Source organism: Acinetobacter sp. AS23, from assembly GCF_023612055.1.
Classification (GTDB): domain Bacteria; phylum Pseudomonadota; class Gammaproteobacteria; order Pseudomonadales; family Moraxellaceae; genus Acinetobacter; species Acinetobacter oleivorans.
In genome coordinates this window covers 3,446,063-3,472,871 of the sequence record NZ_CP082274.1, presented here as the reverse complement: position 1 = coordinate 3,472,871, position 26,809 = coordinate 3,446,063, and the positions used below count along the sequence as shown (strand labels likewise).

Annotated in this window: 23 protein-coding genes; 11 read left to right on the top strand and 12 right to left on the bottom strand. The window is 38.5% G+C overall.

Features of this window, described 5'->3' with window-relative positions; all coding sequences use genetic code 11:
- Positions 1 to 24: 24 nt before the first annotated feature.
- Positions 25 to 681, top strand: a complete 657-nt coding sequence (locus tag K6I41_RS16435; protein WP_151988829.1) for a 4'-phosphopantetheinyl transferase family protein — start codon at positions 25 to 27, stop codon at positions 679 to 681.
- Positions 682 to 750: 69 nt separating this feature from the next.
- On the opposite strand, the gene secB is transcribed toward K6I41_RS16435, so the two are convergent.
- The 4 genes from secB to rsgA all read right to left on the bottom strand — a co-directional run bounded on the left by secB (position 751) and on the right by rsgA (position 3,076).
- The gene (gene secB / locus K6I41_RS16430) at positions 751 to 1,203 is read right to left on the bottom strand and encodes a protein-export chaperone SecB (protein WP_003654925.1); all 453 of its coding nucleotides are present in this window, start codon (positions 1,201 to 1,203) and stop codon (positions 751 to 753) included.
- 27 nt (positions 1,204 to 1,230) lie between these two features.
- Positions 1,231 to 1,488 (bottom strand): glutaredoxin 3, encoded by a 258-nt coding sequence (gene grxC / locus K6I41_RS16425; protein WP_002114715.1) that lies wholly within the window; start codon positions 1,486 to 1,488, stop codon positions 1,231 to 1,233.
- 11 nt (positions 1,489 to 1,499) lie between these two features.
- Complete coding sequence (locus K6I41_RS16420; RefSeq protein WP_004794673.1) at positions 1,500 to 1,916, bottom strand: rhodanese-like domain-containing protein; 417 nt, start codon at positions 1,914 to 1,916, stop codon at positions 1,500 to 1,502.
- Positions 1,917 to 2,014: 98 nt separating this feature from the next.
- A complete protein-coding gene (gene rsgA / locus K6I41_RS16415; protein WP_005302303.1) occupies positions 2,015 to 3,076 on the bottom strand; it encodes a small ribosomal subunit biogenesis GTPase RsgA in 1,062 nt (353 codons plus the stop codon).
- Between the two features lie 124 nt (positions 3,077 to 3,200).
- Between rsgA and orn the strand changes: the two genes are divergently transcribed.
- The 3 genes from orn to K6I41_RS16400 all read left to right on the top strand — a co-directional run bounded on the left by orn (position 3,201) and on the right by K6I41_RS16400 (position 5,594).
- Positions 3,201 to 3,767 (top strand): oligoribonuclease, encoded by a 567-nt coding sequence (gene orn, locus K6I41_RS16410; protein ID WP_005302306.1) that lies wholly within the window; start codon positions 3,201 to 3,203, stop codon positions 3,765 to 3,767.
- A gap of 154 nt (positions 3,768 to 3,921) precedes the next feature.
- A complete protein-coding gene (locus tag K6I41_RS16405; RefSeq protein WP_250374793.1) occupies positions 3,922 to 4,653 on the top strand; it encodes a Bax inhibitor-1/YccA family protein in 732 nt (243 codons plus the stop codon).
- 137 nt (positions 4,654 to 4,790) lie between these two features.
- Entirely contained in the window at positions 4,791 to 5,594 is an 804-nt protein-coding gene (locus K6I41_RS16400; RefSeq protein ID WP_023274323.1) for an enoyl-ACP reductase FabI, read from the top strand.
- Positions 5,595 to 5,663: 69 nt separating this feature from the next.
- Here the strand turns inward: K6I41_RS16400 and K6I41_RS16395 are convergent, their stop codons facing one another.
- The 7 genes from K6I41_RS16395 to K6I41_RS16365 form a co-directional block, all read right to left on the bottom strand.
- Positions 5,664 to 7,058 (bottom strand): efflux transporter outer membrane subunit, encoded by a 1,395-nt coding sequence (locus tag K6I41_RS16395; RefSeq protein ID WP_250375803.1) that lies wholly within the window; start codon positions 7,056 to 7,058, stop codon positions 5,664 to 5,666.
- Positions 7,059 to 7,080: 22 nt separating this feature from the next.
- A complete protein-coding gene (locus K6I41_RS16390; protein WP_005302315.1) occupies positions 7,081 to 9,075 on the bottom strand; it encodes a MacB family efflux pump subunit in 1,995 nt (664 codons plus the stop codon).
- 2 nt (positions 9,076 to 9,077) lie between these two features.
- On the bottom strand, positions 9,078 to 10,418 hold the full coding sequence (locus tag K6I41_RS16385) for a MacA family efflux pump subunit (RefSeq protein ID WP_004794665.1): 1,341 nt from the start codon (positions 10,416 to 10,418) through the stop codon (positions 9,078 to 9,080).
- Between the two features lie 107 nt (positions 10,419 to 10,525).
- The gene (gene holA, locus K6I41_RS16380) at positions 10,526 to 11,515 is read right to left on the bottom strand and encodes a DNA polymerase III subunit delta (RefSeq protein WP_049837889.1); all 990 of its coding nucleotides are present in this window, start codon (positions 11,513 to 11,515) and stop codon (positions 10,526 to 10,528) included.
- A gap of 18 nt (positions 11,516 to 11,533) precedes the next feature.
- Complete coding sequence (locus tag K6I41_RS16375; RefSeq protein ID WP_004794663.1) at positions 11,534 to 12,043, bottom strand: LPS-assembly lipoprotein LptE; 510 nt, start codon at positions 12,041 to 12,043, stop codon at positions 11,534 to 11,536.
- Positions 12,044 to 12,070: 27 nt separating this feature from the next.
- Complete coding sequence (gene leuS / locus K6I41_RS16370) at positions 12,071 to 14,695, bottom strand: leucine--tRNA ligase (protein ID WP_250374792.1); 2,625 nt, start codon at positions 14,693 to 14,695, stop codon at positions 12,071 to 12,073.
- Between the two features lie 187 nt (positions 14,696 to 14,882).
- On the bottom strand, positions 14,883 to 15,230 hold the full coding sequence (locus tag K6I41_RS16365; protein WP_250374791.1) for a DUF4124 domain-containing protein: 348 nt from the start codon (positions 15,228 to 15,230) through the stop codon (positions 14,883 to 14,885).
- Between the two features lie 505 nt (positions 15,231 to 15,735).
- On the opposite strand from K6I41_RS16365, the gene K6I41_RS16360 reads away from it, so the two are divergent.
- The 4 genes from K6I41_RS16360 to K6I41_RS16345 all read left to right on the top strand — a co-directional run bounded on the left by K6I41_RS16360 (position 15,736) and on the right by K6I41_RS16345 (position 21,525).
- Complete coding sequence (locus tag K6I41_RS16360) at positions 15,736 to 17,460, top strand: acetolactate synthase 3 large subunit (protein WP_004794658.1); 1,725 nt, start codon at positions 15,736 to 15,738, stop codon at positions 17,458 to 17,460.
- On the top strand, positions 17,460 to 17,951 hold the full coding sequence (gene ilvN / locus K6I41_RS16355) for an acetolactate synthase small subunit (RefSeq protein ID WP_001215920.1): 492 nt from the start codon (positions 17,460 to 17,462) through the stop codon (positions 17,949 to 17,951). The genes K6I41_RS16360 and ilvN overlap by 1 nt, the downstream gene beginning before the upstream one ends.
- A 31-nt stretch (positions 17,952 to 17,982) precedes the next feature.
- The gene (gene ilvC / locus K6I41_RS16350; protein ID WP_004794656.1) at positions 17,983 to 18,999 is read left to right on the top strand and encodes a ketol-acid reductoisomerase; all 1,017 of its coding nucleotides are present in this window, start codon (positions 17,983 to 17,985) and stop codon (positions 18,997 to 18,999) included.
- A 471-nt stretch (positions 19,000 to 19,470) separates the two neighbouring features.
- A complete protein-coding gene (locus K6I41_RS16345) occupies positions 19,471 to 21,525 on the top strand; it encodes a bifunctional diguanylate cyclase/phosphodiesterase (protein ID WP_013198956.1) in 2,055 nt (684 codons plus the stop codon).
- A 704-nt stretch (positions 21,526 to 22,229) separates the two neighbouring features.
- Here K6I41_RS16345 and K6I41_RS16340 read toward each other — a convergent pair.
- Positions 22,230 to 22,802 (bottom strand): TetR/AcrR family transcriptional regulator, encoded by a 573-nt coding sequence (locus K6I41_RS16340; RefSeq protein WP_250374790.1) that lies wholly within the window; start codon positions 22,800 to 22,802, stop codon positions 22,230 to 22,232.
- A gap of 330 nt (positions 22,803 to 23,132) precedes the next feature.
- On the opposite strand from K6I41_RS16340, the gene K6I41_RS16335 reads away from it, so the two are divergent.
- The 3 genes from K6I41_RS16335 (at position 23,133) to K6I41_RS16325 (ending at position 26,733) form a co-directional block, all read left to right on the top strand.
- Positions 23,133 to 23,996 (top strand): hypothetical protein, encoded by an 864-nt coding sequence (locus tag K6I41_RS16335; RefSeq protein WP_250374789.1) that lies wholly within the window; start codon positions 23,133 to 23,135, stop codon positions 23,994 to 23,996.
- Between the two features lie 232 nt (positions 23,997 to 24,228).
- Entirely contained in the window at positions 24,229 to 25,821 is a 1,593-nt protein-coding gene (locus tag K6I41_RS16330; protein ID WP_013198953.1) for a peptide chain release factor 3, read from the top strand.
- A 69-nt stretch (positions 25,822 to 25,890) separates the two neighbouring features.
- Positions 25,891 to 26,733 carry a hypothetical protein gene (locus K6I41_RS16325; RefSeq protein ID WP_250374788.1) on the top strand — a complete coding sequence of 281 codons (843 nt, stop codon included), beginning with the start codon at positions 25,891 to 25,893 and terminating at the stop codon, positions 26,731 to 26,733.
- The last annotated feature ends 76 nt before the right edge of the window (positions 26,734 to 26,809 follow it).

Genomic DNA, 26,809 nt, shown 5'->3' with positions numbered 1-26,809 from the left:
TTAATTTTAAATAAGGTCGGGATAATGTCTAAACGTAATATTGAAGTCTACACACAGACATTGTCCCAGCTTCTTTTAAAATCTAAACAAGATTTTCCAGACTTTCGTACATTTAATCATTATAAAAAACAGCAAATACATAATATTAGAAACGAGCTGATAGCACAGAAATTACAAATTAAAATAACGGATTTGGAGTTTGCAAAGCATGAGCATGGCAAGCCCTATTTATTGAATCACGATTTAAATTTTAATCACTCTCATAGCCAACAATATTATGCTTTAGCGATGAGTCAGCATGTTAAAGATATCGGTATAGACGTTGAAGAGTTAGACCGTAAAGTACGTTTGGAAGCTCTAGCGCAGCATGCATTTCATCCCGATGAATATGCAACATGGCAAAGTCTAGAACAAGATAGAGAATATTGGTTTAAAGTCTGGACGACAAAAGAGGCTGTTCTAAAAGCTTCAGGCCTTGGTATCCGTTTAGATTTAAATACTTTAAATACTCAAGCACATCCTACAGACCGTGGCGGAATATGTTCTCATCCACTGATCGGGACATTTGCTTATCAAAACTTCGTTGCGGGTAATATGATTTTAACAGTGGCATGGCGCTCAGAATTATCTTGCCGTGGTTTTCAATTTCCTACAATTCAGCTTCATTCAATTGATGTTTAATAAGCGAAATAGCAGACATAAAAAAACCGCGAATTACGCGGTTTTTTTAGTTTAGAGCAAGCTATAAAATTAAGCTTGACCTTCAACAGCTTGAGCACGTTGCATATTCGCTTCGAACTCTGCATCAAAGTTGATTGGTGTAAGAAGTAACTGTGGGAAGCTACCTTTAGTTACTAAATCATTTACCGCTTCACGTAAGAACGGGAACAAAATATTTGGGCAATAAGCGCCTAAAATATACGGTAAGCGATCTTCTTCGATGTTGTCGATCAAGAAAATACCTGATTGAGTGATATCTACAATGAACGCTGTTTCGTTGTCGTTATCGGCTTGTACCACAACTTTTAAAGAAACTTCAAAATGAGTTGGATCAATTTTTTCTGCAGCAGAAGAAAGATTGATATTGAGTTCAGGTTGCCATTGTTTAGTAAAAACCTGCGCCCCAGGAACCTCAAAAGAAATATCTTTTGTATAAATACGCTCTAAAGCTAATTGTGGTTGAACTTGTTGTTCTTCGCTCATTGTTTTTTCCTTAATATGGATGCGAGATTAAGCCAATAATTCGTCGAGTTTACCTTCACGCTCTAAAGCATAAAGTTGGTCAAAACCACCAATAAACTGATCGTTAATAAAAATTTGTGGGACAGTACGATGATTAGTGCGTTGCATTAATTCAACACGTACTTCCGGTGCTTCAACAGAAAGATTTACTTCTTTGTAAGCAACACCTTTACGCTCAAGTAACTGTTTAGCACGAACACAATACGGGCATACAGAAGTTGAGTAAACAATGACATTTGCAGCCATAATAATTCTCCTTAAGCTTTTGGTTTGCTTTTTACAAGAGGTAAGCCTTGTGCTTTCCAGTTACTAATGCCACCATCGAGTCGATAGCTGTCATGGTGAGCAACTTTTTGCAAAGCACTACCAGCGACTTGCCCGAGGTTGCAAATAAATACTAATGGACGGTCACTTGCTTTTAATTCATCAGCATGACTTGCAATTTGGCTGAAAGGAATATTGCGGCTACCACTAATATGACCTTCACGGAAGTCTTTACTATCGCGCAAGTCGATGAGTATGGCATTTTTCGCTTTCACTAAAATACCAAGCGACTGTGGTGAAATTTTACGACCGTTACGTTGACCTTCAAAAATGAAGAACAACACGACCAAGACTCCGAGCGTACCAAACAAAATGGGGTGATTCCCCATAAACTCTAACCAGCGTTCCACAAGTCACCTAAAAAAAATTAAAAACAAAATTGACCTAGAGTATAGCGTATATAGATGGTGATCAAAATCACCACTTCAAGGGCAAAGCGGACAGAAAATTAGTTTTTTTGCTGTGCTTCTTGAATCTCATCATTTAAACGCAAAAAGCTATCTAGGCGCCGTGGTAAAATTTCACCAGATTCTACAGCATGTTTTAACCCACAGTTCTTTTCATGAGTATGGGTGCAATTACGGAATTGGCAAGAACCCAAATGTGCTTCAATTTCTGGAAAGCCCATACGAATTTTTTCTAAATCAAGATGCCAAAGCCCAAATTCACGAATTCCCGGTGAGTCGATTAACGCCCCATTTTTACCGAAATTCATTAAACGTGTAGAGGTTGTTGTGTGCTGACCAAGTGCAGAGTTTTCAGAAATAATATTTGTTTTTTGCTCTGCTTCTGGAATGAGCACATTAATTAAAGAACTTTTTCCTACACCTGACTGGCCAACGAAAGCGACTGTTTCGCCATCTAAACGTTCAGATAAAGCAGAGATATCTCCCTTTTTAGACTGACAAATCATCACCTCATAACCCAAAGTTTTATATTCTTCTAATAGTGTGAGAATTGGGTCATTTTCGGTTAACAAATCAGACTTATTGAGGACTAAAAGAGCAGGAATATTAGCATCTGCACAAGCAACTAAATAACGGTCAATTAACGTTGGTGCAGGTTCAGGAAGCGGTGAAAAGACAATCACAATCAAACTGATATTTGCTGCCACAGGTTTAACTTTGTGATAACGGTCTGGACGGGTAAGTAAAGAGGTACGAGGGTGAATGGCTGTAATAATACCTAAACCCGTGTTTGGGTCAGCTTGCCATTTAACTCGATCACCAGTCACAAGTAATTCTAAGTTTGTTCGAGTATGACAGCGCCATACGCTTTTGAGCTCGATAGGTTTCCAGAAAGGTTCTGGCTCTCCTTCGGCAACTTGAGGTTTTTCTGGGTGATGCTCAGGTACAGAGAGTGCTTGTACTTCAAGTTGGCGGCCATAATGTTGTACAACGAGTCCGTCCAGATCTTGTGAAGTATCGGCCTCTTCTTGGCGAGTTTTGTGCTGTTTTTCAATACGACGTTGCTGTTGTTCAGTTAAACGACGCTTACGAATTAAAGCCATTCATATCCCAAAAAACCACTGTTTGAAGATGGCAAAAATAGCATGAAGCGGCTATAGAATTACAGCGCAGATGCAAGAAATTTGCTACTATTGATGTTTTTACGGCATTTTAGAACGTACATACATGAGCAGTACTTTAAATACACGATTAATTTGGATTGATCTGGAAATGACCGGATTAGATACCGATAATGACCAAATTATTGAAATCGCAACAATTATTACAGATGATCATTTAAATGTACTTGCCGAAGGTCCGGTTTTAGCCGTTCACCAGCCTGACCGTATTTTAAATGCAATGGATGAGTGGAATACTCGCCAGCATGGGCAATCTGGTCTGATTGAACGAGTTCGTCGCAGCAAATTAACAGCTCGTGATGCTGAGTTACAAACTTTAGAATTCCTAAAAAAATGGGTGAATCCAAAAGTTTCACCGATGTGTGGTAACTCGATCTGTCAGGATCGCCGTTTCTTACACCGTCTTATGCCTGAACTTGAGCAGTATTTTCACTACCGTAATCTTGATGTATCTACGGTAAAAGAACTTTCAAAACGCTGGCGCCCTGAAATCATGAGCGGTTTGAAAAAGAATGCATCGCATTTGGCAATGGATGATATTCGTGACTCGATTTCTGAGTTGAAATACTACCGTGAATATTTTTTTATCATGAACACTGACGGTAAAGATTAATGACTTTGCCTGAGTGATATGAAAGGGAGGCTATTGCCTCCTTTTTTATTGTTTAAAGGGGATTGTTACAATAATGCCGATCGCCTGATTTGGCTTTCATATTCATTTTGCTTAAAATGATGTTTTAAATTTTTATTATAAAAAGAGAGCATTTATGCAAAGTAATAACCCGATACTGACCCGTGTTGAAACGGTCAGTGACTATAGTCAACCGATGACTGTGCAAGGTGCGATTCAAAAATCTGTAATGTTGACAGTTATTGCTGCTGCGGTGGGTGTCGCTTTATTTTTCTATGCAGCCTTTACTGCAAATGTTGGCATTGCTTACGCGGCTTCAATTGTGGGTGTAATTGGTGGCTTGGTTTTAGCTTTAATTACAACGTTTAAACCAACGACCGCGCCAACATTGGCAATTCCGTATGCCTTATTTGAAGGGGCTTTTTTAGGTGGTATTTCTTTTACTTTCCAGTTGAAATACCCAGGTGTTCCTCTTCAAGCTTTATTAGCGACTTTCGTTACGACTTTGGTGATGTTTGGTCTATATAAATTCCAAATTATTCGCGCAACTGAAAAGTTCAAGTCAGTTGTAATCTCTGCATCTTTGGCGATCTTTATTGTATTTATCGTCCAGATGGTCATGCGTTTAGCATTTGGTTCAAGCGTTCCTTATATTTTTGAAAGCAACTGGTTAGGCATTGGCTTTGCTGCATTTGTTGCAGTGATTGCTTCACTTAACCTGATTTTAGATTTTGATTTAATCGAAACTAATGCAGCATATCGTGCACCAAAATTCATGGAATGGTTGTGTGGTATAGCATTACTTGCAACTTTAGTGTGGATGTATATTTCTTTCTTACGCTTACTTGGCTTATTGTCTGACGACTAAGATTGAATTTATCGAGAAGTCGCTCCTCTATAGGGGCGATTTTTTTTCGTGCGATTTTTGAAAAAAGATGCATTATGCAATTTCGAAAACCGCTGAATATTGGCATTATGCTTGAAATTGTTTTGAGTGAGATCGGCATGACACAAGGACTTTTAGCAGGTAAGCGCTTTTTGATTGCAGGCGTTGCTAGTAAATTATCAATTGCTTTTGGTATTGCACAAGCATTACACCGTGAAGGTGCAGAGCTTGCGTTTACTTATCCAAACGAAAAATTAAAAAAACGTGTGGATGAATTTGCTGAGCAATTCGGTTCTAAGCTTGTGTTTCCATGTGATGTTGCTGTTGATGCTGAAATTGATAATGCATTTGCAGAACTTGCAAAACATTGGGACGGTGTAGACGGTGTTGTGCACTCAATCGGCTTTGCACCTGCACACACGCTTGATGGTGACTTCACTGACGTGACTGACCGTGATGGTTTTAAAGTTGCCCATGACATCAGTGCATACAGCTTTATTGCAATGGCTCGTGCTGCAAAACCATTATTACAAGCTCGCCAAGGTTGTTTATTGACTTTGACTTACCAAGGTTCTGAGCGCGTTATGCCTAACTACAACGTAATGGGTATGGCGAAAGCATCTTTAGAAGCTGGTGTTCGCTACTTAGCATCAAGCTTGGGTGTTGATGGTATTCGTGTAAACGCGATTTCGGCGGGTCCAATCCGTACTCTAGCTGCTTCTGGTATTAAATCTTTCCGTAAAATGTTAGATGCCAATGAAAAAGTTGCGCCGTTAAAACGTAACGTAACGATTGAAGAAGTAGGTAATGCAGCGTTGTTCCTATGCTCACCTTGGGCTTCAGGTATTACTGGTGAAATTCTATATGTAGATGCTGGTTTCAATACTGTAGGTATGAGCCAATCTATGATGGATGATGAATAAGTTTTAAAACTTATTTAGCCATAAAAAAAGCCGTAGTTGAAGGACTACGGCTTTTTTAATTGGTACAAGTTACTGAGGAAGTTCTTTTACAGGTGAACCACCTAAAGCTTGCATGAGAGTGACATACGCGTTGTATTGGCTTTGCTTGGTTTCAACGAGGCTTAACCGTGCAGTACGTGTGGTTTGCTGAGCATCGAGAAGTGTTTTTAATGCGACAGCACCATAACGGTAACGGACTGCAGTTAAACGTTCAGTTTTTTCTGCAAGTTCAACATTACGTTCCTGTAACGCTACTTGTTTGTCGAGTTCGGTACGACTCGATAAAGCATTTTCTACATCAGCAAAAGCCTGATAAAGCGTTTGACGATATTGAATAATCGCTTTTTCATAATCTAGATTGCTAATCGCGATATCTTTCTTCATATCGTTATATTGCAAAAATGGTAAGCTCAAACTCGCCCCAAGTGTCAGAGCAGGGTTACGTAATAACTCAGTTAACGATGTGCTGCTTGAACCCAAACTACTGGTTAAGCTAATTGATGGATAGTAACTCGCCTTAGTAGCATCTTTAGTGGCTAATGCTTTTCTTAAACGTAACTCACTTGCTTGCAAATCAGGGCGGCGCGATAAAATATCGGCAGGTAAACCAGCACCAATTGCAGGTAGGGCAGTGCGTGGTAAACGCTTTGGCTCTTGAATGTTTAATTGTTGCAATGGCTCATGCAATAGCACCGCAATAGCCGTACGTGTTTCAACCAATTGTTGTTCAATCTGGCTTAAACTCGCTTTCTGGCTTTGTACCGATTGTTCTGCTTGAGTCAGATCTACACCTGAAACAGCGCCAGCTTTATATTGAATCTGTACCAAGTCATAAAGCTTTTGTGATGTTGCGAGACTTTGCTGGGCAGTTGTGTAGCGCTCATTTAAATAACCGAGTTGCCAATAGAGTTTTGCAGTGGTTGCAATTAAACTTTGCCCAGTGGCTTGTAGGTCTTGTTCGGTCGCTAAGGCTTCCCATTTACTTGCTTCAGTTTGGCGTGCAAGCTTGCCAAACAAGTCAAGCTCATAGCTTACACCCGCACTCATTGATAGACCTTTAGAGCTATCATCTCCCGAATTTAAATCGAAAGAATGTCCTGTAGAAACGCTAGAACTGGTACGCAAGCCTTGTTGGTTTGCAGTTAGATCAGCTTGTAAACGAGCTTGCTTTAAGGCAATACCTGCAACTGCTAAATCACTGTTACGTTCTAATACATTGCTTACAAGCTGATTGAGCTGTGCATCATTGAAAAGCGTCCACCAACGATCAGAGTATTGATCGGCAGACATGTTTTTTGCTTTTGCTGTGTCATATTGAAAGCTACCCGGAACTTGTACCGCAGGCGTTTCATAAGGTGTTTTTACTACAGCTGCACATCCTACAAGAGAACCTGTGAGAAGAAGTGCTGTGCTGAGTTTAGTCATAGAGAAAGACATGCAATTTTCCTTATTCTCGTGATAGTGCGGCAACAGGGTCAAGTTTCGCGGCATTCTTGGCAGGCAAGAAACCGAATACGACACCAATCAGGGTTGAACAGACAAATGCTGCAATAATAGAAGTGCTTGAATAAGCCACGCTAAAGTTACCACCAGCAAATTTATTAATAAGTTGTCCAAGGCCAAGCGATAGTAAGACGCCAAGCACACCACCAATTAAACACACCAAAATTGCTTCAATTAGGAATTGCTGCAAAATATCACTTTGACGAGCACCTACGGCCATACGTACGCCAATTTCCTGAGTACGTTCAGTCACCGAAACCAACATAATGTTCATCACCCCGATACCACCAACCACTAGTGAAATTACGGCAATTGCTGAAACCAGAAGCGTCATTGTGCTGGTTGTTTTCTCAATGGTTTGACGGATACTGTCACTGTTCATGGTGAAAATATCTTGTGCACCGTGGCGCTGAGTTAATAGGTTTACAATCGCATTTTCTGCGGCAGCAGTTGAATATTTGTCATTAATACGAACCACGATATTACGTACATTAGATTGACCTAACATACGGCTCATTACGGTTGTATAAGGCATATAGACATTTAACGTATCATCTGAGCCCATGCCGCTTGTCTGCGGTTCTACAATTCCGATAATACGTGCTGGTACACTACCGAGCAGTACGACTTGGCCAATTGGATTGCTACCATCTCCAAAGAATTGTTTTTGTGTATTAGTATCAATGACAACATCTTGTGAACGATCACGCACACTACGTTGGTCAAAAGTTTGCCCATCTTTAAAGACTAAACCTTTTACATCGAAATAATCGTTACTCACACCATTAATGGTCGCGTTTGCTTCATTCTGCTGGTAACGCATGGTTTTTGATGTACTAACGATTGGGCTGACTGCGCTGACATAAGGTTGAGTCATTAACGCATCAGCATCGGCAGGAACCAATGTTTTAAAGTTTGCAGTTTTGGAGTTATCACCAAAACCACGGCCCTGAAACACCGTAATCGTATTTGTTCCCAGACTACTAATATTACTTAAAATTTGTTGTTGAGAACCTTTACCTAGCGCGACCACTGTAACAACAGATGCAATACCAATAATGATCCCAAGCATGGTTAAAAAAGTACGCATGCGGTGGGCATTCATAGACAGTAAAGCCATTTGAAAAGCTTCTGACAAACGATCTAAAGTAGAACGCCATGCAGAAATACTTTTGCCTTTCTTTTGTTTGCCTTGCAAAGCAGGAGCGGCATCAGGATCAGAATTGCCTGGTTCGGCTGCTTGATCAGGAACATTAGGACGGTCACTAATAATTTCTCCGTCACTAATTTCGATAATACGCGTCGCATTTTTTGCAACTTGCATATCGTGGGTGACTAAAATAATAGTGTGACCTGCGGCATTGAGTTCACGCAAAATACGCATCACCTCAACACCACTATGAGAGTCGAGTGCCCCTGTCGGTTCATCTGCCAGAATAACGTCACCGCCATTCATAAGGGCACGGGCAATAGAAACACGTTGCTGCTGACCGCCAGAGAGCTGGCTTGGTCTATTGAGTGTTTTAGTACCTAAACCTAATTCGGTCAGTAAAGCCGTTGCGCGTTGTTTACGCTCAGAAGGGGTAACACCTGCATAAACTGCGGGAACTTCAACGTTACCCTCAGCGGATAAGTCACCCAGTAAATGGTAGCGCTGGAAAATAAAACCAAAATATTCACGGCGTAGTCGAGCGAGTTGATCTGGTTCGAGTTTACCTGTCTCTTGCCCACTAACCTTGTAACTACCACTCGTAGGACGGTCTAAACAGCCCAAAATATTCATGAGTGTTGACTTACCAGAACCAGACTGACCGACAATGGCAACCAGTTCACCTTCGTAAATGGTAAGGTCAATGCCTTTTAAAATTTGTATCGTGCTTTCGCCAGCAGGGAATTCCCGGACTAGATTGCTGACTTCAAGCAAAGCTTGTTTTGTCATGCTTACATTCCCATTGGGCCACTACGGCGACGGTTATTACTACTATTAGCTGATGCAGCAGAAGTATCTGCGCTATCGGCAATGACAACTTGATCACCTTGTTTTAAGCCCGCAAGAACTTGCGCATTTACACGGTTGTTAATGCCAACCAAAATTTGAGTTGGTTTAGTTGTGCCATCAGCTTGTAATACACGTACAACACTTAACGTTAATTTACCTTGTTCAATTAACTGTTTTTGCTCAGCAGTCAGGTTAAGACGCTCCAAACGAGCTCCATTTCCTTGAGATTTTTTAGCCGCTTCAGGTGTAGAGCTTGCTTTATCAGATGATTGGCCTGATTTTCTTTGACCTGAAAATTGTTTAGAGCTCAGTGCTGATGATGGAACGAGTAGAGCATTTTTAGCTGAGTTTAATACGATATAAACTTGTGCAGTCATATCAATACGCAATTTACCGTCGGTATTTGGCACATCGAATAAGGCATTATAGTAAACAGCTGAACTCGTTGTTGAGCTTGTCGTACTTGTTGATTCGCTAGAAATAGAATCTGGAGCAGGTTCAATCTGACGTAAGGTTGCGTAACGTTTAGTGTCTTCACCTAAGGTAGTGAAATAAACTTGTTGTCCTTTCTCTACTTTCATAATGTCAGCTTCACTGACTTGAGCCTTGATCGTCATGTTTTGTAGTTTTGCAATTTTGACAATTGTTGGCGCACTTTGATTGGCGTTTACTGTTTGACCTTCTTCGGTCACAATCGCAACGACCGTACCATCTGTTGGAGCAACAATACGCGTATAACCAATATTGGTTTGCGCCGTAGATTTTGTGACTTTTGCCGATTCGATTTGTGCATCTAACGCTTTGATTTGTGCCTGAGCTGTTTTATAGCTTGCCTCAGCCGATTCTAAATCTGCACGTGGTGTTGCATCTTGCGCATACATTTGTTGCTGACGGCGGTATTCAAGTTGTTTTTCATTCAAAGAAGCAACTTGCTGAAGGCGCTGTGCTTCTAAATTTTTAATATTCGCATCAGAGGTTTTTAAACTATTTTCTTGGGTCGTTGAATCAATCTGCGCAATAAGTTGACCTTGCTTAACCTGATCGCCAAGTTGCACATACATCTTTTTAACCTGACCAGATACCTGTGCACCGACACTAATCAGTTTGGTTGCATCAAGTGTACCCGTTGCAAGTACATTATTTTCAATATCCCCGCGTGTTACTTCGGCAGTAATATATTGAGGCTGCTGCTGTTTTGGCTTGAAAAACTTCCAGGCTAAAAGAGCAATAATGACTATACAGACGATGATAATAACAAGTTTGATTGGCTTTATTTTTGGCATGGCGAGAGGTCGAAAAGTTTAAAATTTAATTTAGTATAAAAGCGAAATGAGGATAAAACGTGAATTTTTATGATATTTCAGGAATGAAGAAAAATGATTCAGCCGAATTAGTGTATAAATAATGTTTTCCCACATAATTCAGCAATCGCTTGCTGCATTAAATGTTCTGCATTTTCGTTCGACATTCCTTTAATTGCTGCATCAATTTGCAATAGAAGGGTAGACCAGCCTAGAAACTGTTGTGGATTTAATCTTCTTAATGCTTGTTGATATAAGCTGACTTTTGTTTTCCATATACCGAGCTGCAAGGCATTATGGGGTTGTTCAAACAATTGCATTAACAAGCGCATTTCTTTACTTAAAGTCCATAAAATCAAACTGTCTGGTTCGCCTGCTGCAATTAAATATTGAAAAATCTTAATAGATTGGCCAAGGTTGCCTTCTAATAACGCATCACTTAAATCATAGGTGGTATAGCGTGATTGATCTTGTAGGCACGCATATAATTGTTCAATTTGAATGAGTTGTTGGTCTGGAAATGTGTCTCTTACACGCATCAAGCTATTTTTAGCTGCCAGCAAATTGTGCTCATGATGTTGCATTAACCACTGCCAAGCATCATTGTCGAGTTGAATTTCAAGTTTCTCTGCTTCAGCAGATAAAATTCTTTGGCGATCTTGTGGGTAATTTGCCGTGAGGGCAACTACAACCCCATTTGCTTCAACAACTTGGAAAAAAGCAGATTTTAGGCTACTACTATCTTGTTTGGGTAAAACAATTAATAGCAGGTTATGTTCATTATGTTGTATATAGCTTTTGAGTTGTTTTAAGCCATTCGCATCAGGTTTTATATTGCCGTGTACTTCAATAGCAAGCTGCTGAGAAAATAAAGATAAGCTATTAAGTGCGTTAAAGACATTTTTCCAGTCGCTTACGCTACTAATATCATAGCGCTGTCTTTCAACTTCTTGTTGTTGCCAGCTTTTTCGAAAGGCATCTAATAAATTTTGTTCTAATAAAGGCTCTTGCCCATGCAAAATCCACGCACCCCGAGCTTCCGGAGTACGTTTTAAGGCTTGTAAATAGTCAATTTTCATTGCTGGCAAAAATACAGATTAAGGCTGAGCTTTTGGTAAGCGATTTGCTGAAATCTGACGAGTAATCTGCTGCGCAATATCATCAATTACAATACGTTGTAAGTAACTTTCTTGCTGATTTTCAGTGTTGACTGTTGCCAAGTCATATTGATAACTACGAGATGCAGTTAATGAGCGTGGCTCAGTAATTTTATTACCCTGACGATCTTCGATCTGGAAGGTTACGGTCAAACGTAATAATACTTCAGTTAGTTTTCCATTTAAAAGCTGACGACGTGGGGTGTACTCTAAAACACGAAGTACGTAGGCATCATTATCATTGCTGAGTTGAACACCATTTGCAGCTAAATACACTTTTAACTGCGTTTCCAAATCATCAGTTTTAGCCGGTAACTCAAGGCTTAACTTTTTATAAACAAGCGGAGTCGCAGTCGGGTTGGTTCCTTTTAAATGAAATCCACACCCGACTAAGCCTGCACTAAGGCCTAAGGTTAAAACAACAGCGGCTAAACGTTTGGCTAAGTGCATGCTTGATCCTCTCATTAATAACTTTAATTAAACCACGAGGTTAACTAATTTATTTGGAACCACAATTTCTTTTTTTGTTGGTCCGGTTAAGAATTGTTGAACTTCTGGTAGAGCTTTAGCTTGAGCTAATAGATCTTCCTTAGAAATATCAACAGAAACTTCAAGTTTACCGCGAAGTTTACCGTTAACCTGTACAACAATCGTTTGCGTATTACGCATCAACGCAGAAGCATCAACTTCAGGGAAAGTTGCTGCTGTAACATCTGTACCAAATTGAGCCAATAAAGTTTGGCTTAAATGCGGTGCAAACGGTTCAAGTAAAGTTAACAGTGTTGTGATTGCTTCACGTTCTACAGCAATGTCATTGTCATCTTTTGCTTCAAACTTGTTACTTGCGTTTAATAGCTCCATTAAAGCAGCAATCGCAGTATTGAATGCATGACGACGTTCAATATCATCACTTACTTTTTGAATAGTTTCGTGTGTTTTACGACGTAAATCTTGAGCGTCTTTAGACAAATTAGCTGCATCAATCGTAGAAGCTGAGTTGCCTTTTTCAAGGAAGCCAGCAACAAGGCGCCATACACGCTTCAAGAAACGGTTTGCACCTTCAACACCTGCATCAGACCATTCTAAAGATTGATCTGGTGGGGCAGCAAACATCATGAATACACGAGCTGTATCTGCGCCGTATTGATCAATAATCGCTTGTGGGTCAATACCGTTATTTTTCGACTTAGACATTTTTTCTTGTCCGCCGATCACAACTTCTTGACCGTCGCCTGAATATTTTGCAGAAAGAATACGACCTTTCTCATCGCGTTCTAATTCAATATCAGCTGGGTTGAACCAAGTTTTCTTGCCATTTTCTGCTTCACGATAGAACGTATCTGCAAGTACCATGCCTTGAGTTAACAAGTTGGTAAATGGCTCATTACCTTGTACAACGCCTTCATCACGCATTAATTTGTGGAAGAAACGTGCATAAAGTAAGTGAAGAATTGCGTGTTCAACACCACCAATGTATTGGTTTACAGGAAGCCAGTTTTGAGCTGCTTCAGGTTTAACCATACCACCAGTAAAGTCTGGAGAAGCATAGCGTGCATAGTACCAAGATGACTCTACGAAAGTATCTAAAGTATCTGTTTCACGACGAGCATCGCCACCACAACAAGGACATTTAGTTTCATAGAATTCAGGCATTTTGTTCAGCGGATTACCTGAACCATCTGGAACAACGTCTGTTGGTAATACAACTGGAAGCTGGTCTTCTGGAACTGTGACTTGACCACAAGTATCACAGTTAATCATTGGAATTGGACAACCCCAGTAACGTTGACGAGAAACACCCCAGTCACGTAAACGGAATTGAACTTTAGAGTTTGCTAAACCTTGTGGTTCTAATTTTGCAAGGAATGCGTCAAACGCAGCTTGGAATGCTAAACCGTCGAACTCACCAGAGTTAACAAGTTTACCTTCTTTAGAACCGTACCACTCTTGCCATTCAGTTGCAGAGTAGTCTGCGTCATCAGCACCTTTGGCATCGATCACTTGTTTAATTGATAAGTTGAACTTGTTAGCAAATTCAAAATCACGTTCGTCATGCGCTGGTACAGCCATTACTGCACCAGAACCATAAGACATTAATACGTAGTTTGCGATCCAGACAGGAAGCTCTTCACCAGTTACAGGATGTTTTACAAACAAACCTGTTGCCATGCCTTTTTTCTCGGCTGTTGCCAAGTCAGCTTCTGCAACTGAACCCATGCGGCACTCTTCAATAAATGCAGCCAATTCAGGGTTGTTTTCAGCAGCTTTAAGCGCGAGAGGGTGTTCTGCTGCAACAGCAACATATGTCACACCCATTAGCGTGTCGGCACGTGTTGTATAAACAGTTAAGCCATCAGCATAGATTTCAGTATTGGCAGATGGGAAAGTAATTTCCATACCTGTAGAGCGACCAATCCAGTTACGTTGCATGGTCAACACTTGTTGAGGCCAGCCATCTTGTAAAGTGTCAAGATCGTCTAATAATTCTTGTGCATAATCCGTAATACGGAAGTAGTACATTGGAATGTCACGTTTTTCAACCAATGCACCTGAGCGCCAGCCACGACCATTTTCAACTTGCTCGTTTGCTAAAACTGTTTGGTCAACCGGATCCCAGTTTACTGTTGAAAGTTTACGGTAGATCAGACCTTTTTTATAAAGCTGAACAAATAACCATTGTTCCCAGTGATAATACTCTGGTGTACAAGTTGCGAATTCGCGATCCCAGTCTACAGATAGACCTAATTTTTTTAATTGGTCACGCATGTAAGCAATGTTTTCAAATGTCCATTTTGCTGGAGCAACTTTATGGGCAATTGCTGCGTTTTCAGCAGGTAAACCGAATGCATCCCAACCCATAGGTTGTAATACAGTTTCACCTTTTAAACGGTAAAAACGGCTAATTACATCGCCAATTGTATAGTTACGCACATGCCCCATATGCAGCTTGCCACTTGGGTAAGGAAACATTGACAGGATGTAACGATGTTTACCTTCGACAGTGTCGGCAACTTTAAAGACTTTACGATTTTCCCAATCTTGTTGAACTGATGGTTCAATCGTGTTTGCTTGATATTCGGGGTCAATGTGAGAAATAGTCATAGACGTAAGCTATACAACGAAAATTGAAATGAAAGATTGCTGCACAGCATAGCGCAAAATAACAGGAAATGTCAGTTTTTAGATCAGGATTTTATCTTTTAATATGAGCAATAAACATTTCTCAATCTATTCTTCTTTATTTTAAATAAGAGAGGAGTGATGAAAATATTCACCACTCTCATTTTACTTATCGCGGTGTTGGAGCGGATGGGGCAGATGCTACAGGAGGAACAGCTACTGCTGGTGCATTTTTTTCCTGTGCGACGTTAGTTGCCTCTTGCACTACTTTATCTGTTTTATCTTGAGATTGTTGTTCTGGGGAAGGTGTCGAATTTTTTACGGATGATTGGCTACCGTAAGTAGAAACTTTGTTCAAATGTTTTGCACTCTTAGGTGGTGGAGTCGTGGTGTAATGGGTGGAGCCATTTTTATCCATCCATTTGTAATATTGCTGTGCCTGACTTTGGCTTGAGTAAACTAAAATCGCTGTTGCAACTGCCGCATATAAGCTTGTTTTTAAATAAGATAAATTCATATTAGATATTCCCCAAAGAAAGCTAGCTATATTTAAATAAAGTTCATAAATAAGCAATTTACAATGCATGGTTTTATATAAAAAAGAAGAATTATTTTTAATAAATAGAGGGTAGAACTACCAAATTTAGGATTCAATTTTAGATTAAAAAAGAAGCAGCTAAAATTTTTTATGGAAAAACCTTTTCTTTAATCTTGACTTTAGTGAATTAAACAACAAAAATGCTTCCTTTAGTTTTATATGCGATTATTTGATCACCCTTCGAATAACCGTCATGTTTTGTAATAGACATTCTCTCTAGCCGAGAGATTGATTTTACTTAAAGTATGTATATCCAGACATGCTTTATTAATGTTAAAAAAGCTTATACGGCTGAAAAACAGAAATTTTTCTATTGCAACGAAAACTAGACAATATGTGTGCTATAACAGTGCAGACAATTCAATGAATGAAACACTATTTGTGCCTTCCATAAATAGTGATAAAGATTTTAGGGTGAATCACGTTGGAACTTTTATCTGGTGGTGAAATGCTCGTTCGTGCTCTTGCGGACGAAGGCGTTGAACATGTTTTTGGTTATCCAGGCGGCGCTGTATTACATATTTATGATGCGCTATTTCAACAAGACAAAATTAATCATTACCTCGTACGTCATGAACAAGCTGCTGGTCATATGGCAGATGCTTACTCGCGTGCTACAGGTAAGACTGGCGTAGTACTGGTCACTTCTGGACCTGGCGCAACTAATACTGTGACTCCAATTGCAACAGCTTATATGGACTCAATCCCAATGGTGATTTTGTCTGGCCAGGTTGCATCACATCTTATTGGTGAAGACGCTTTCCAAGAAACTGACATGGTGGGTATTTCACGTCCGATCGTGAAACATAGCTTCCAAGTTCGTCACGCAAGCGAAATTCCTGCAATTATCAAAAAAGCATTTTATATCGCATCAAGTGGTCGCCCTGGCCCTGTTGTAGTCGATATTCCTAAAGATGCGACAAATCCTGCAGAAAAATTTGCGTACGAATATCCTGAAAAAGTGAAGATGCGTTCTTATCAACCACCTTCACGTGGTCATTCTGGTCAAATTCGCAAAGCGATTGATGAGCTTTTAAGTGCAAAACGCCCTGTTATTTATACGGGTGGTGGTGTTGTTCAAGGTAATGCATCAGCATTATTGACTGAGTTGGCTCATTTGTTGGGCTATCCAGTGACAAATACACTTATGGGCCTTGGTGGCTTCCCAGGTAATGATCCGCAGTTCGTGGGCATGTTGGGAATGCACGGTACTTATGAAGCAAACATGGCGATGCATAATGCTGACGTCATTCTTGCAATTGGTGCGCGTTTTGATGACCGAGTAACCAATAATCCTGCAAAATTCTGTGTGAATGCAAAAGTTATTCATGTTGATATTGATCCGGCAAGCATTTCAAAAACGATCATGGCGCACATTCCGATTGTAGGGGCGGTTGAGCCTGTACTTCAGGAAATGTTGACGCAGTTGAAACAATTGAATGTGTCTAAGCCTAACCCTGAAGCAATTGCTGCATGGTGGGATCAAATTAATGAATGGCGTAAAGTTCATGGTTTGAAGTATGAAACACCTGCTGATGGCACGATGAAGCCACAGCAAGTTGTTGAAGCTTTATATAAAGCGACTAATGGCGATGCCATTATTACTTCGGATGTGGGTCAACACCAAATGTTTGGTGCGTTGTATTACAAGTACAAACGTCCACGTCAATGGATTAACTCAGGCGGATTAGGCACCATGGGCGTAGGTTTACCTTATGCAATGGCAGCTAAGTTAGCTTTCCCAGATCAACAGGTAGTTTGTATTACCGGTGAAGCTTCAATTCAGATGTGTATTCAAGAGCTTTCAACTTGTAAGCAATACGGTATGAATGTGAAGATCTTGTGCTTAAATAACCGTGCTTTAGGTATGGTTAAACAATGGCAAGATATGAACTATGAAGGTCGTCATTCAAGCTCATACGTTGAATCATTACCTGATTTTGGCAAATTGATGGAAGCTTATGGTCATGTAGGTATCCAGATTGATCATGCAGACGAACTAGAGTCAAAGCTTGCTGAAGCAATGGCGATTAATGATAAATGTGTATTCATTAATGTCATGGTTGATCGTACAGAACATGTTTATCCAATGCTGATCGCAGGTCAGTCAATGAAGGATATGTGGTTAGGGAAAGGGGAGCGTACATAATGAGACATATTATTTCTGTACTCGTTGAAAACGAAGCTGGTGCGCTTTCTCGTTTGGTAGGTTTATTCAGTCAACGTAACTATAACATTGAGACGTTGAATGTAGCCCCGACCGAAGACCCAACTTTATCGCGTTTGACGTTAACCACGTATGGTGATGACCATAAGATTGAACAGATTACAAAGCAGCTCAACAAGCTTGTTGAAGTTGTAAAAGTAGTAGATTTATCAGAAGGTTCACACATTGAGCGTGAACTGATGTTGATTAAAGTAAAAGCGTTAGGTGCTTCACGTGCTGAAATTAAGCGAACAGCGGATATTTTCCGTGCGCAAATTGTCGACGTGACACCAACTACCTATACCATTCAAATAGCAGGGACAACTGAAAAATTAGATGGTTTTATCGATGCGCTTGCAGAAAACACTATTCTAGAAGTCGTTCGTTCAGGTGTATCTGGTATCGCCCGTGGCGAAAAAGTATTAGCCATTTAATTTTTTAAAAGTATTTTAGCGGAGAACACAAATGCAAATTTTTTACGATAAAGACTGTGACTTATCAATCATCCAAGGCAAGAAAGTAGCGATTGTTGGTTACGGTTCTCAAGGTCATGCTCATGCACTTAACCTTAAAGACTCAGGCGTAGACGTAACTGTAGGTTTACGTGCTGGTTCAGCTTCTTGGAAGAAAGCTGAAAACGCTGGTCTTAAAGTTGCAGAAGTGCCTGCTGCTGTTAAGCAAGCTGACCTCGTAATGATTTTGACTCCAGATGAATTCCAATCACAACTTTACCGTGACGTGATTGAGCCGAACATTAAAGAAGGTGCAACTCTTGCATTTGCTCATGGTTTCTCAATTCTTTATAACCAAGTTGTTCCACGTAAAGATTTAGATGTAATCATGGTTGCTCCTAAAGCACCTGGTCACACAGTTCGTTCTGAATACCAACGTGGTTCAGGTGTTCCAGACCTAATCGCAATTCACCAAGATGCTTCTGGTAATGCACGTAACGTTGCTCTTTCTTATGCTTCAGGCGTAGGTGGCGGCCGTACTGGTATTATCGAAACTTCATTCCGTGAAGAAACGGAAACTGACTTATTCGGTGAGCAAGCAGTTCTTTGTGGTGGTGCAGTTGAACTCGTGAAAATGGGCTTCGAAACTTTAGTTGAAGCTGGATATGCTCCAGAAATGGCTTACTTCGAATGTTTACACGAACTTAAATTGATCGTTGACTTGATGTTCGAAGGCGGTATCGCTGACATGAACTACTCAGTATCTAACAATGCTGAGTACGGTGAATATGTAACTGGTACTGAAGTAATTAACGAACAATCTCGTGAAGCAATGCGTAATGCGTTGAAACGTATTCAATCTGGCGAATACGCGAAGATGTTCATTCAAGAGGGTGCATTAAACTATCCATCTATGACTGCTCGTCGTCGTCAAAATGCTGCACATGGTATTGAAGTAACTGGTAATAAGTTACGTGCGATGATGCCTTGGATTCAAGCGAACAAAATCGTAGACAAAGAGAAAAACTAAGTTTTTTCTTTAGCTTGAAACGTGCGTTAGCGAAGTAAAACTTCGCTCTTGCACTCGGGCAGAGCGGTGCTCTGCTAGTCCTCGTTCATACCTTGGATTCAAGCGAACAAAATCGTAGACAAAGAAAAGAACTAATTTTCTTTTTCTAAAGCTTCAAAAGAACCCTGCTACTAAGCAGGGTTCTTTTTTTATACTGTTTTTATTTGAATGTGAAAAAGAGCGATTAGGTCAACTTGATCAGATTAAAGAAATTCTATATTTTTCATATAATTGGCTGCTTAATTTTTAGTTACTCTATTGATTTATAAAGTAAAAAATACTTGACCAAAATATAGATAATGTTATTGTTTATAACTGACTAAAAACGTCAAATTTACTAAAATTTTTTTAACATGTTTAATTTTTAATTGTATTTTGGGCAATGAGTTGAACAAAATAAAAAAAAGTATTGAATAATCATGGAAGTCCACTATGGGTCATGTTGATTACGATAGCACATTGATCGTCGGCTCTTTTTTTGCAGCTGGCTTCATTTGCTATCTTGTGATTTCCATGGAGCAATTAATATTCAAGCAAGTTTATAAAAAATTTGAGTCCTTAATTCTCTTTATCAATGGCTTATTGCTCGCATCAGCAATTAGTATTGTTCATATTATTGGTATACAAGCTTATCATCTGTCTGAAACAGTTAACTCGAATATTCCTTTGATTACTGTTTCATTTGCCATTAGTGCTTTGCTATCGTGCATTGCCATGTGGTTGACTTCGCGTTTTACGCTTCCTTTATTCCGACTCATTTTAAGCTCTATTATTATGGGAATTGGAATTTCAGCTTCATACTACATTAGTATGCTGGGCTGGAATATTAATATCTATAAAAAAGATTACACCTCTTTCTTGCTATTATTTTCTATATTAATTGCGATGAGTGGCTCAGGGCTGGCGTTTTTATTAGCCTATAAATTGAAAGACAATGAGCGTTACCGCCTAACTTTAAAAATCGCATTTTCGGTTATGATGACCTTAAGTATCATGGGAATGCACTATACGGCACTCATTGCGACTAATATCACTGATAAATTTATTAGCCAATATCAGGCAGAACATGACTTATTATTATTTACGATTATTTTAGTCACGTGTCTGGTACTCGTAGCAAGTTTTATTGTCGCGATGTTAGAGCAAAGGCTCACACAACAGAATTTAGAGTTACGTAAGGCAAATAAAGAATTAGCTAACTTATCTATACTGGATAATTTAACCAAACTACCCAACCGCCTTTATTTGGTTGATTATGCAGAGGTATTACTTTCAGATCATCGATATAAAGATCAGAAAATTGCTTTTTTATATATTGATTTAGACCGATTTAAATCGGTGAATGATGCATTTGGGCATCATGTGGGTGATCAATTACTTATTCAAATGGCAAACCGTTTACATTGGCAACTTAATGAAAAATGTAAATTGCTTAGAATCGGTGGCGATGAGTTTTTACTTATTGCAGAAAATACTAATGCAGATGAAGCGGTAGTTTTGGCTGAGAAAGTTTTACAACTGATTCAGGAAAGTTATCAAATTTCTGGCAAGGAAATTAATATTTCTGCAAGTTTGGGTGTGGCACTCTTTCCTGAGCATGGACAGAATGTTCAGGACTTACTCATGAATGCTGATGCCGCCATGCTCATGTCTAAAGAACAAGGTCGGAATACATATACAATCTTTAGTTACTCAACCCACCAGCAAGAAACAAGAAGTCAGTCAAAACTGATCAATGATCTCTATAAAGCCGTAGAAGAAAAACAGTTCATCTTATATTACCAACCAAAATTTAATACGAATCTTGAAGTCTGTGGAGTTGAAGCCTTAATTCGTTGGAATCACCCAGCCTTAGGAATACTTACTCCGCATATGTTCATTGAAGGTGCGGAAAAAACGGGGTTAATTATTCCAATGGGGTATTGGGCACTGGAGCAAGCTTGCCTACAAATTCAAGCATGGGAACGCAGTAATACACCGTTTTATCCAGTTGCAGTGAACCTGTCGGCATTGCAGTTTGAAAATAAGAAGTTATTTAGTACGCTCGAAGCATTGTTAAAAAAATATCAAATTCAACCTCATCACTTAATTGTTGAAATTACAGAATCTACGGCAATGCGTCATATCGACTTGAGTATCCGAGCGTGTGAGCGGTTGCGTGATATGGGAATTCGTGTTGCTATTGATGATTTTGGGACAGGACATTCGAGCTTCTTATATTTAAAAGATTTGCCTGTAGACGAATTGAAAATTGACCGTGGCTTTATTGTTGATTTAAAACCTGGTTCAAAAGAAGAAGTTATCCTAGAAAGCATTATTCATTTAGCTAAAAAGCTAGGTTTAACGGTAACGGCAGAAGGGGTGGAAACCCAGCAGCAGGTTGAGATTTTGACCCGTTTAGGATGTCAGCAATTTCAGGGTTATCTATTGGGAATGCCTGTTCAGGTTGATCAACTCATTGAGTCTCAAGGGGCTAATTTCGTTTAACCTTTTATATATTAATTTTCTTTAATTTATTTTGTTAATTTTCAAACTTTCCTACTAAAAAGCGGCTGATCAACCTAGGTCTAATCTTTAAAACTGATACGCTTAAAGAGAATACGTGCCTATTCAGTTGCAAAGAAAAGGTTAAGCATAAATATATAGTTTAACAGAGAGTGTCTTGTTACATGCTCATTTAGATGGGATTGTATGTTTAATAATTTTTGAAATTGAAAAGCTTTCACCCAAAGCCCAGCAAGTTATAGTGTGCTATTAGAAGTGTTTGTTAGTAAAATTTATATAATAATTTTAACAACTTATATAGAATCATTTAAAATAGGCATGTTAACCTTTTTTATTTTTAATAGAGAATAAAATACTTTAGATATAATAATTTATTAGTATATTTAAATAAAATATAGATCATTATTTTAAAATTGCTTTAATGAGTAAGCAACTCGAGCTAGAAGAAAGATTATAAAATTTTCTTATTGATTTTATTAAGTTTATAAAATAATTAGCCTTAAAATAGAGGGTGTTGATTAAGGTTGAAGTGAGGTGCTTGTTTTAATAATAAGATCATTAAATTTATAGGATTGTAGAAAATGAGTGAATTGGCTTTAACTTGGTGGAGTAGGAGTTTATGCTCCACCAAAATTAACATTATTGTTTATTTTTGTTAAATTATAAAAAGTTAATTAATTTATATATTAAATAGTTGCACACTCTCGAACCTTCTCGAAATTAATGATTTTATTTATATAAGACCATGTTTTTTCTGAGTTGATTTTTGATTTATTTATAGTGCCATCAATAATGATGCCATCGACAATATTAAGAAAGAGTCCTGTAAGGATTTGTTTATTCTCAACTTCAAGTTCTGAAAAGGTTGAAAAAACTAATTTGTAAATCCAATCTCGATATTTATTAATTTGATATTTAATAGATGGATACAATTGCATGACTTCAATCGTCGCTTTCTTAAATAAGCAGCCATTAAAATCATCTGTATTGATCCAGTCGACATACCAGTTGAAAATACTTTTAAGTTTAATTAATGGATCATCAATATCATTAACTTGATCAAATAAAGAAGTTTGGACTTCTAAATTTCTTCGATGAAGACATTCTTCAATTAAGGCTTCTTTAGAGGAAAAATATTTATAAAAAGTCATTTTTGCCACGTTTGCTTCAGCAATAATACGATCAACCCCAATAGAGGTATAGCTTTTTTGGTTAAAGAGGGCTGTGGCTGTTGTTATAATTGTTTCTCTTTTTGACATCGGTTTTCTCGTCATAAAATATTTTTGATTAACTTTGCTATTGTAAAGTATGAAAGCTTAAATAAATCTTATTTAATGATATTTAAAAAATTATATTTATTCAATAGGTTGATTTGTTATTGAAAATAATAAAAATTACTTCTAATTGGCAGTAATTTACTTTTTTTAAATATTATTAATTAATTCGTTGATTTGTTGAGTTAATAAACATAATATAAAATTGTTAAGTTTTGGTTTGTGGAATTTATTTTAGCAATTGAATGCAAAATTGGAATAAAAATAAGGCCCTATAACTTAACTATAAGAAAAAACTTTTTACTGAGAATGATTATGTCAAAAAAATTTGAAGACTTTAATAATCCAAGACAAAAAGCATTGCAAGGGATGAGAAATAGCATTCCTGCAAAACAGTGGGAAGAGAATTTACAATTTCTTAAAGAGTTAAGAAGTAAAATTGCAAAATTACCAGTTTCTAGACATCCTGCAATTGAAGTATTAAATAACGGATATCTCGATAAGAAGCGTTTGACTCATATTCATTTAGAATATCGTCATGCAATTGTACAAATTTTTACAGATGCTTTATTAAAGGCTCAGTTTCTGACAAAACAACTGGAACCTAAACTCCATTCTGGAGCTAAAATGTTTCCAAGAGTATTATTAAGTTTAAATATACTTGATGAGTTTGGTTTTCGTCCTGGTTTAGGTAAAGATAACTATTATTTAGGGAATCCTGAATATGCTCATTATCCATTATATGAAGATTTACTTAATGATTATGGTTTAACAGAGCTTGATCGTCGTAACTTTAAGCCATCAAAAATTTCAGATCAGGTTAGATCATTTTTAGAATCTTCTTATGATAGTTATATCAATGTAGTCGCGTTACTAGCTGTTGCAGAGGAAGAGGTTATTCTTTTTAGTCCTCCATTACGTCAAGCGACCAAATTTGTGAATATCGATGTTGAAGGTGGTGGGTATTACCATGTGCATGGTGTATCTACTGATGAAACGTCTGAAGCCGCTGATGATGACCATCAAGATGATCTTTGGTTCACGTTAGCACAAGCAATTACCAAAGATGATTATGAAGGCTTAACGAAGCTATGTATTGAATATTGTGCGTTATGGAATGATTTCTGGGATGCACAAATTGCCGATGTTCAGTTTATTGAAGAAAAGAAACTGGCATAAGATATTCTGCTAAGCCCGAAGAAAGCCCATCTACGATTGTATGGGCTTTTTTAATTATAAAATTTCTAAGATGCTAAGCTACATTCTCAAAAAATATCTAAAAAGCTTATGAGTAGCTCATGGCTTATCAACAATCATTAAACACTTCTATAAATCTGCTACAATTACGCCAATTTTTATTTTGATCGACTTTAGGTCTTTGGCACTGCAATCTCCGCAGTAGGTGTATTTCATGAGTTTTAAAGATGAGTTAGCGGCACAGGTTGCTCAACGCCGCACATTTGCCATCATTTCCCACCCCGATGCCGGTAAAACCACCATGACAGAAAAATTACTGTTATGGGGTAAAGCAATTCAGGTTGCAGGGATGGTAAAAAGCCGTAAATCTGACCGTGCAGCTACATCTGACTGGATGGAAATGGAAAAAGAGCGTGGTATTTCGATTACCACGTCTGTTATGCAGTTCCCTTATAAAGGTCACACGATTAACTTACTCGATACACCGGGGCATGAAGACTTCTCGGAAGATACTTATCGTACCCTAACCGCAGTTGACTCTGCGTTAATGGTAATTGATGGTGCAAAAGGTGTCGAAGAACGTACCATCAAATTGATGGAAGTTTGTCGTATGCGTGATACTCCCATCATTTCATTTGTAAACAAGATGGACCGTGAGATTCGTGAGCCGCTTGAGTTACTTGATGAAATTGAAAATGTCCTCAATATCCGCTGTGTACCAATTACATGGCCATTAGGGATGGGACGTGATTTTGCTGGTGTATACAACATTATTGAAAATAAATTGTATGTCTACAAAGCAGGTTTCGGTTCAACGATTACTGATATTGAAGTCCGTGATGGTTATGATCATGCAGATATTCGTGAAAAAGTAGGTGAGTTGGCTTGGGCATCTTTTGAAGAATCGCTTGAACTTGTGCAAATGGCGAATGAGCCATTAGACCGTGAATTATTTTTACAAGGTAAACAAACTCCGGTTCTATTTGGTACGGCATTAGGTAACTTTGGTGTTGACCACGTTCTAGACGCATTTATGGACTGGGCACCTGAACCTAAAGCACATCCTACACAAGAGCGTGTGGTTGAAGCGAAAGAAGAAGGTTTTTCTGGTTTTGTATTTAAAATTCAAGCCAACATGGATCCGAAACACCGTGACCGTATTGCCTTCATGCGTATTTGCTCAGGTAAATATGAAAAAGGTTTAAAGATGAACCACGTGCGTCTTGGTAAAGATGTCCGCATTAGTGATGCTTTGACATTCCTTGCGGGTGAGCGTGAACATTTAGAAGAAGCATGGCCAGGCGATATTATTGGTTTACATAACCATGGCACAATTCAAATTGGTGATACTTTTACCAGTGGTGAAAATTTACATTTCACAGGTATTCCTCACTTTGCGCCAGAGATGTTCCGTCGTGTGCGTTTAAAAGATCCATTGAAGTCAAAACAATTGCAAAAAGGTTTGAAAGAGTTGTCGGAAGAAGGGGCGACTCAGGTATTTATGCCACAAATCAGCAATGACCTGATTGTGGGGGCGGTAGGTGTGCTTCAGTTTGATGTAGTTGCTTATCGTTTGAAAGAAGAATATAAGGTTGACTGTGTTTATGAGCCTGTAAGTGTTAACACAGTTCGCTGGATTCACTGTGATGACGAAAAAACTCTGAATGAGTTTAAGAAGAAAGCACATGATCAACTTTCTATCGATGGTGGCGGACACTTAACCTATCTTGCACCAAGCCGAGTGAATTTGCAGATTATGCAAGAGCGTTGGCCTGATATTCAGTTCCGTAACACACGTGAACACTGATCATTTTAATGTGACAAACAGCTTCGAATAGAAGCTGTTTTGTTTTGAAAAATAAGAAAGGATGATGAAATGAATTTGAATAGAAAGACACTTATTGCGCTTGTGGTTGCAGTAATCATATTAATTTTGGCGATTTGTCTTTTTGTCTGGAAAAGAACTCAGCCCTCATCATCTTCTCAAACAAAACTAGCATCTACCCAAACTCAACATATAGAAAAGGCTGAAGTACTGCCATTTCTTAACTTACAACAAGTAAAAGCGGATTATGCTTTACCATTTTGTGAGAAGAAAAATTGTATTGATGTCGATATTCAAACGATAAAGACCCAAGATGCATGGCTAAATGAATGGATCGCCAAAAGTCAGGCTAAAGTGATCCAAGACCAAATTGATTTGAAAAAAGACTTAAGCTTGCAGCAAGCCATAAATGCCTATGTTAAAAAGTCTGATGAATGGCAAGATAAATATTCAAAGAATCGGGCTTATGAATTACATCTTCATACGCGTATTGCATCGCAGCGTAACCAATATGTTTTATTGCAATTAGGACTTGATACCAAGCAAGAAGAGCTCACGATTAAAGATCGTTATTACTTTTTTGTGGCTGACCGAAAACTGCATAAAAGCTTAGCTTTGTTAGATGTTTTACAAAAAGATCAACAAACGACTGTGCATCAAATGGTGCAGGTGGCCTATCAAGACTGGTTAAAAAAACAGACTGCTGACATAAAGAAAGAAGCACCAAAAACTTTATATTGGGGACAAGCAGATTGGTTCTTTGATGGTGAAGGTGTTGGCTTACATTATCAGGCAAACCAGATTACTAAAGAAGCTCCACAGCTCGATATTTATTTATCTAAAGAACAAACTAAAAAAATATTACAACCCGAGGTTTATGAACAAATGTTTTAAGATGGTAGCAGAATTTGCAACCTCTATTTATATGCGCTAATTTCTTAGAAAAGGCACTGTGTAATCTCCTTAGAAT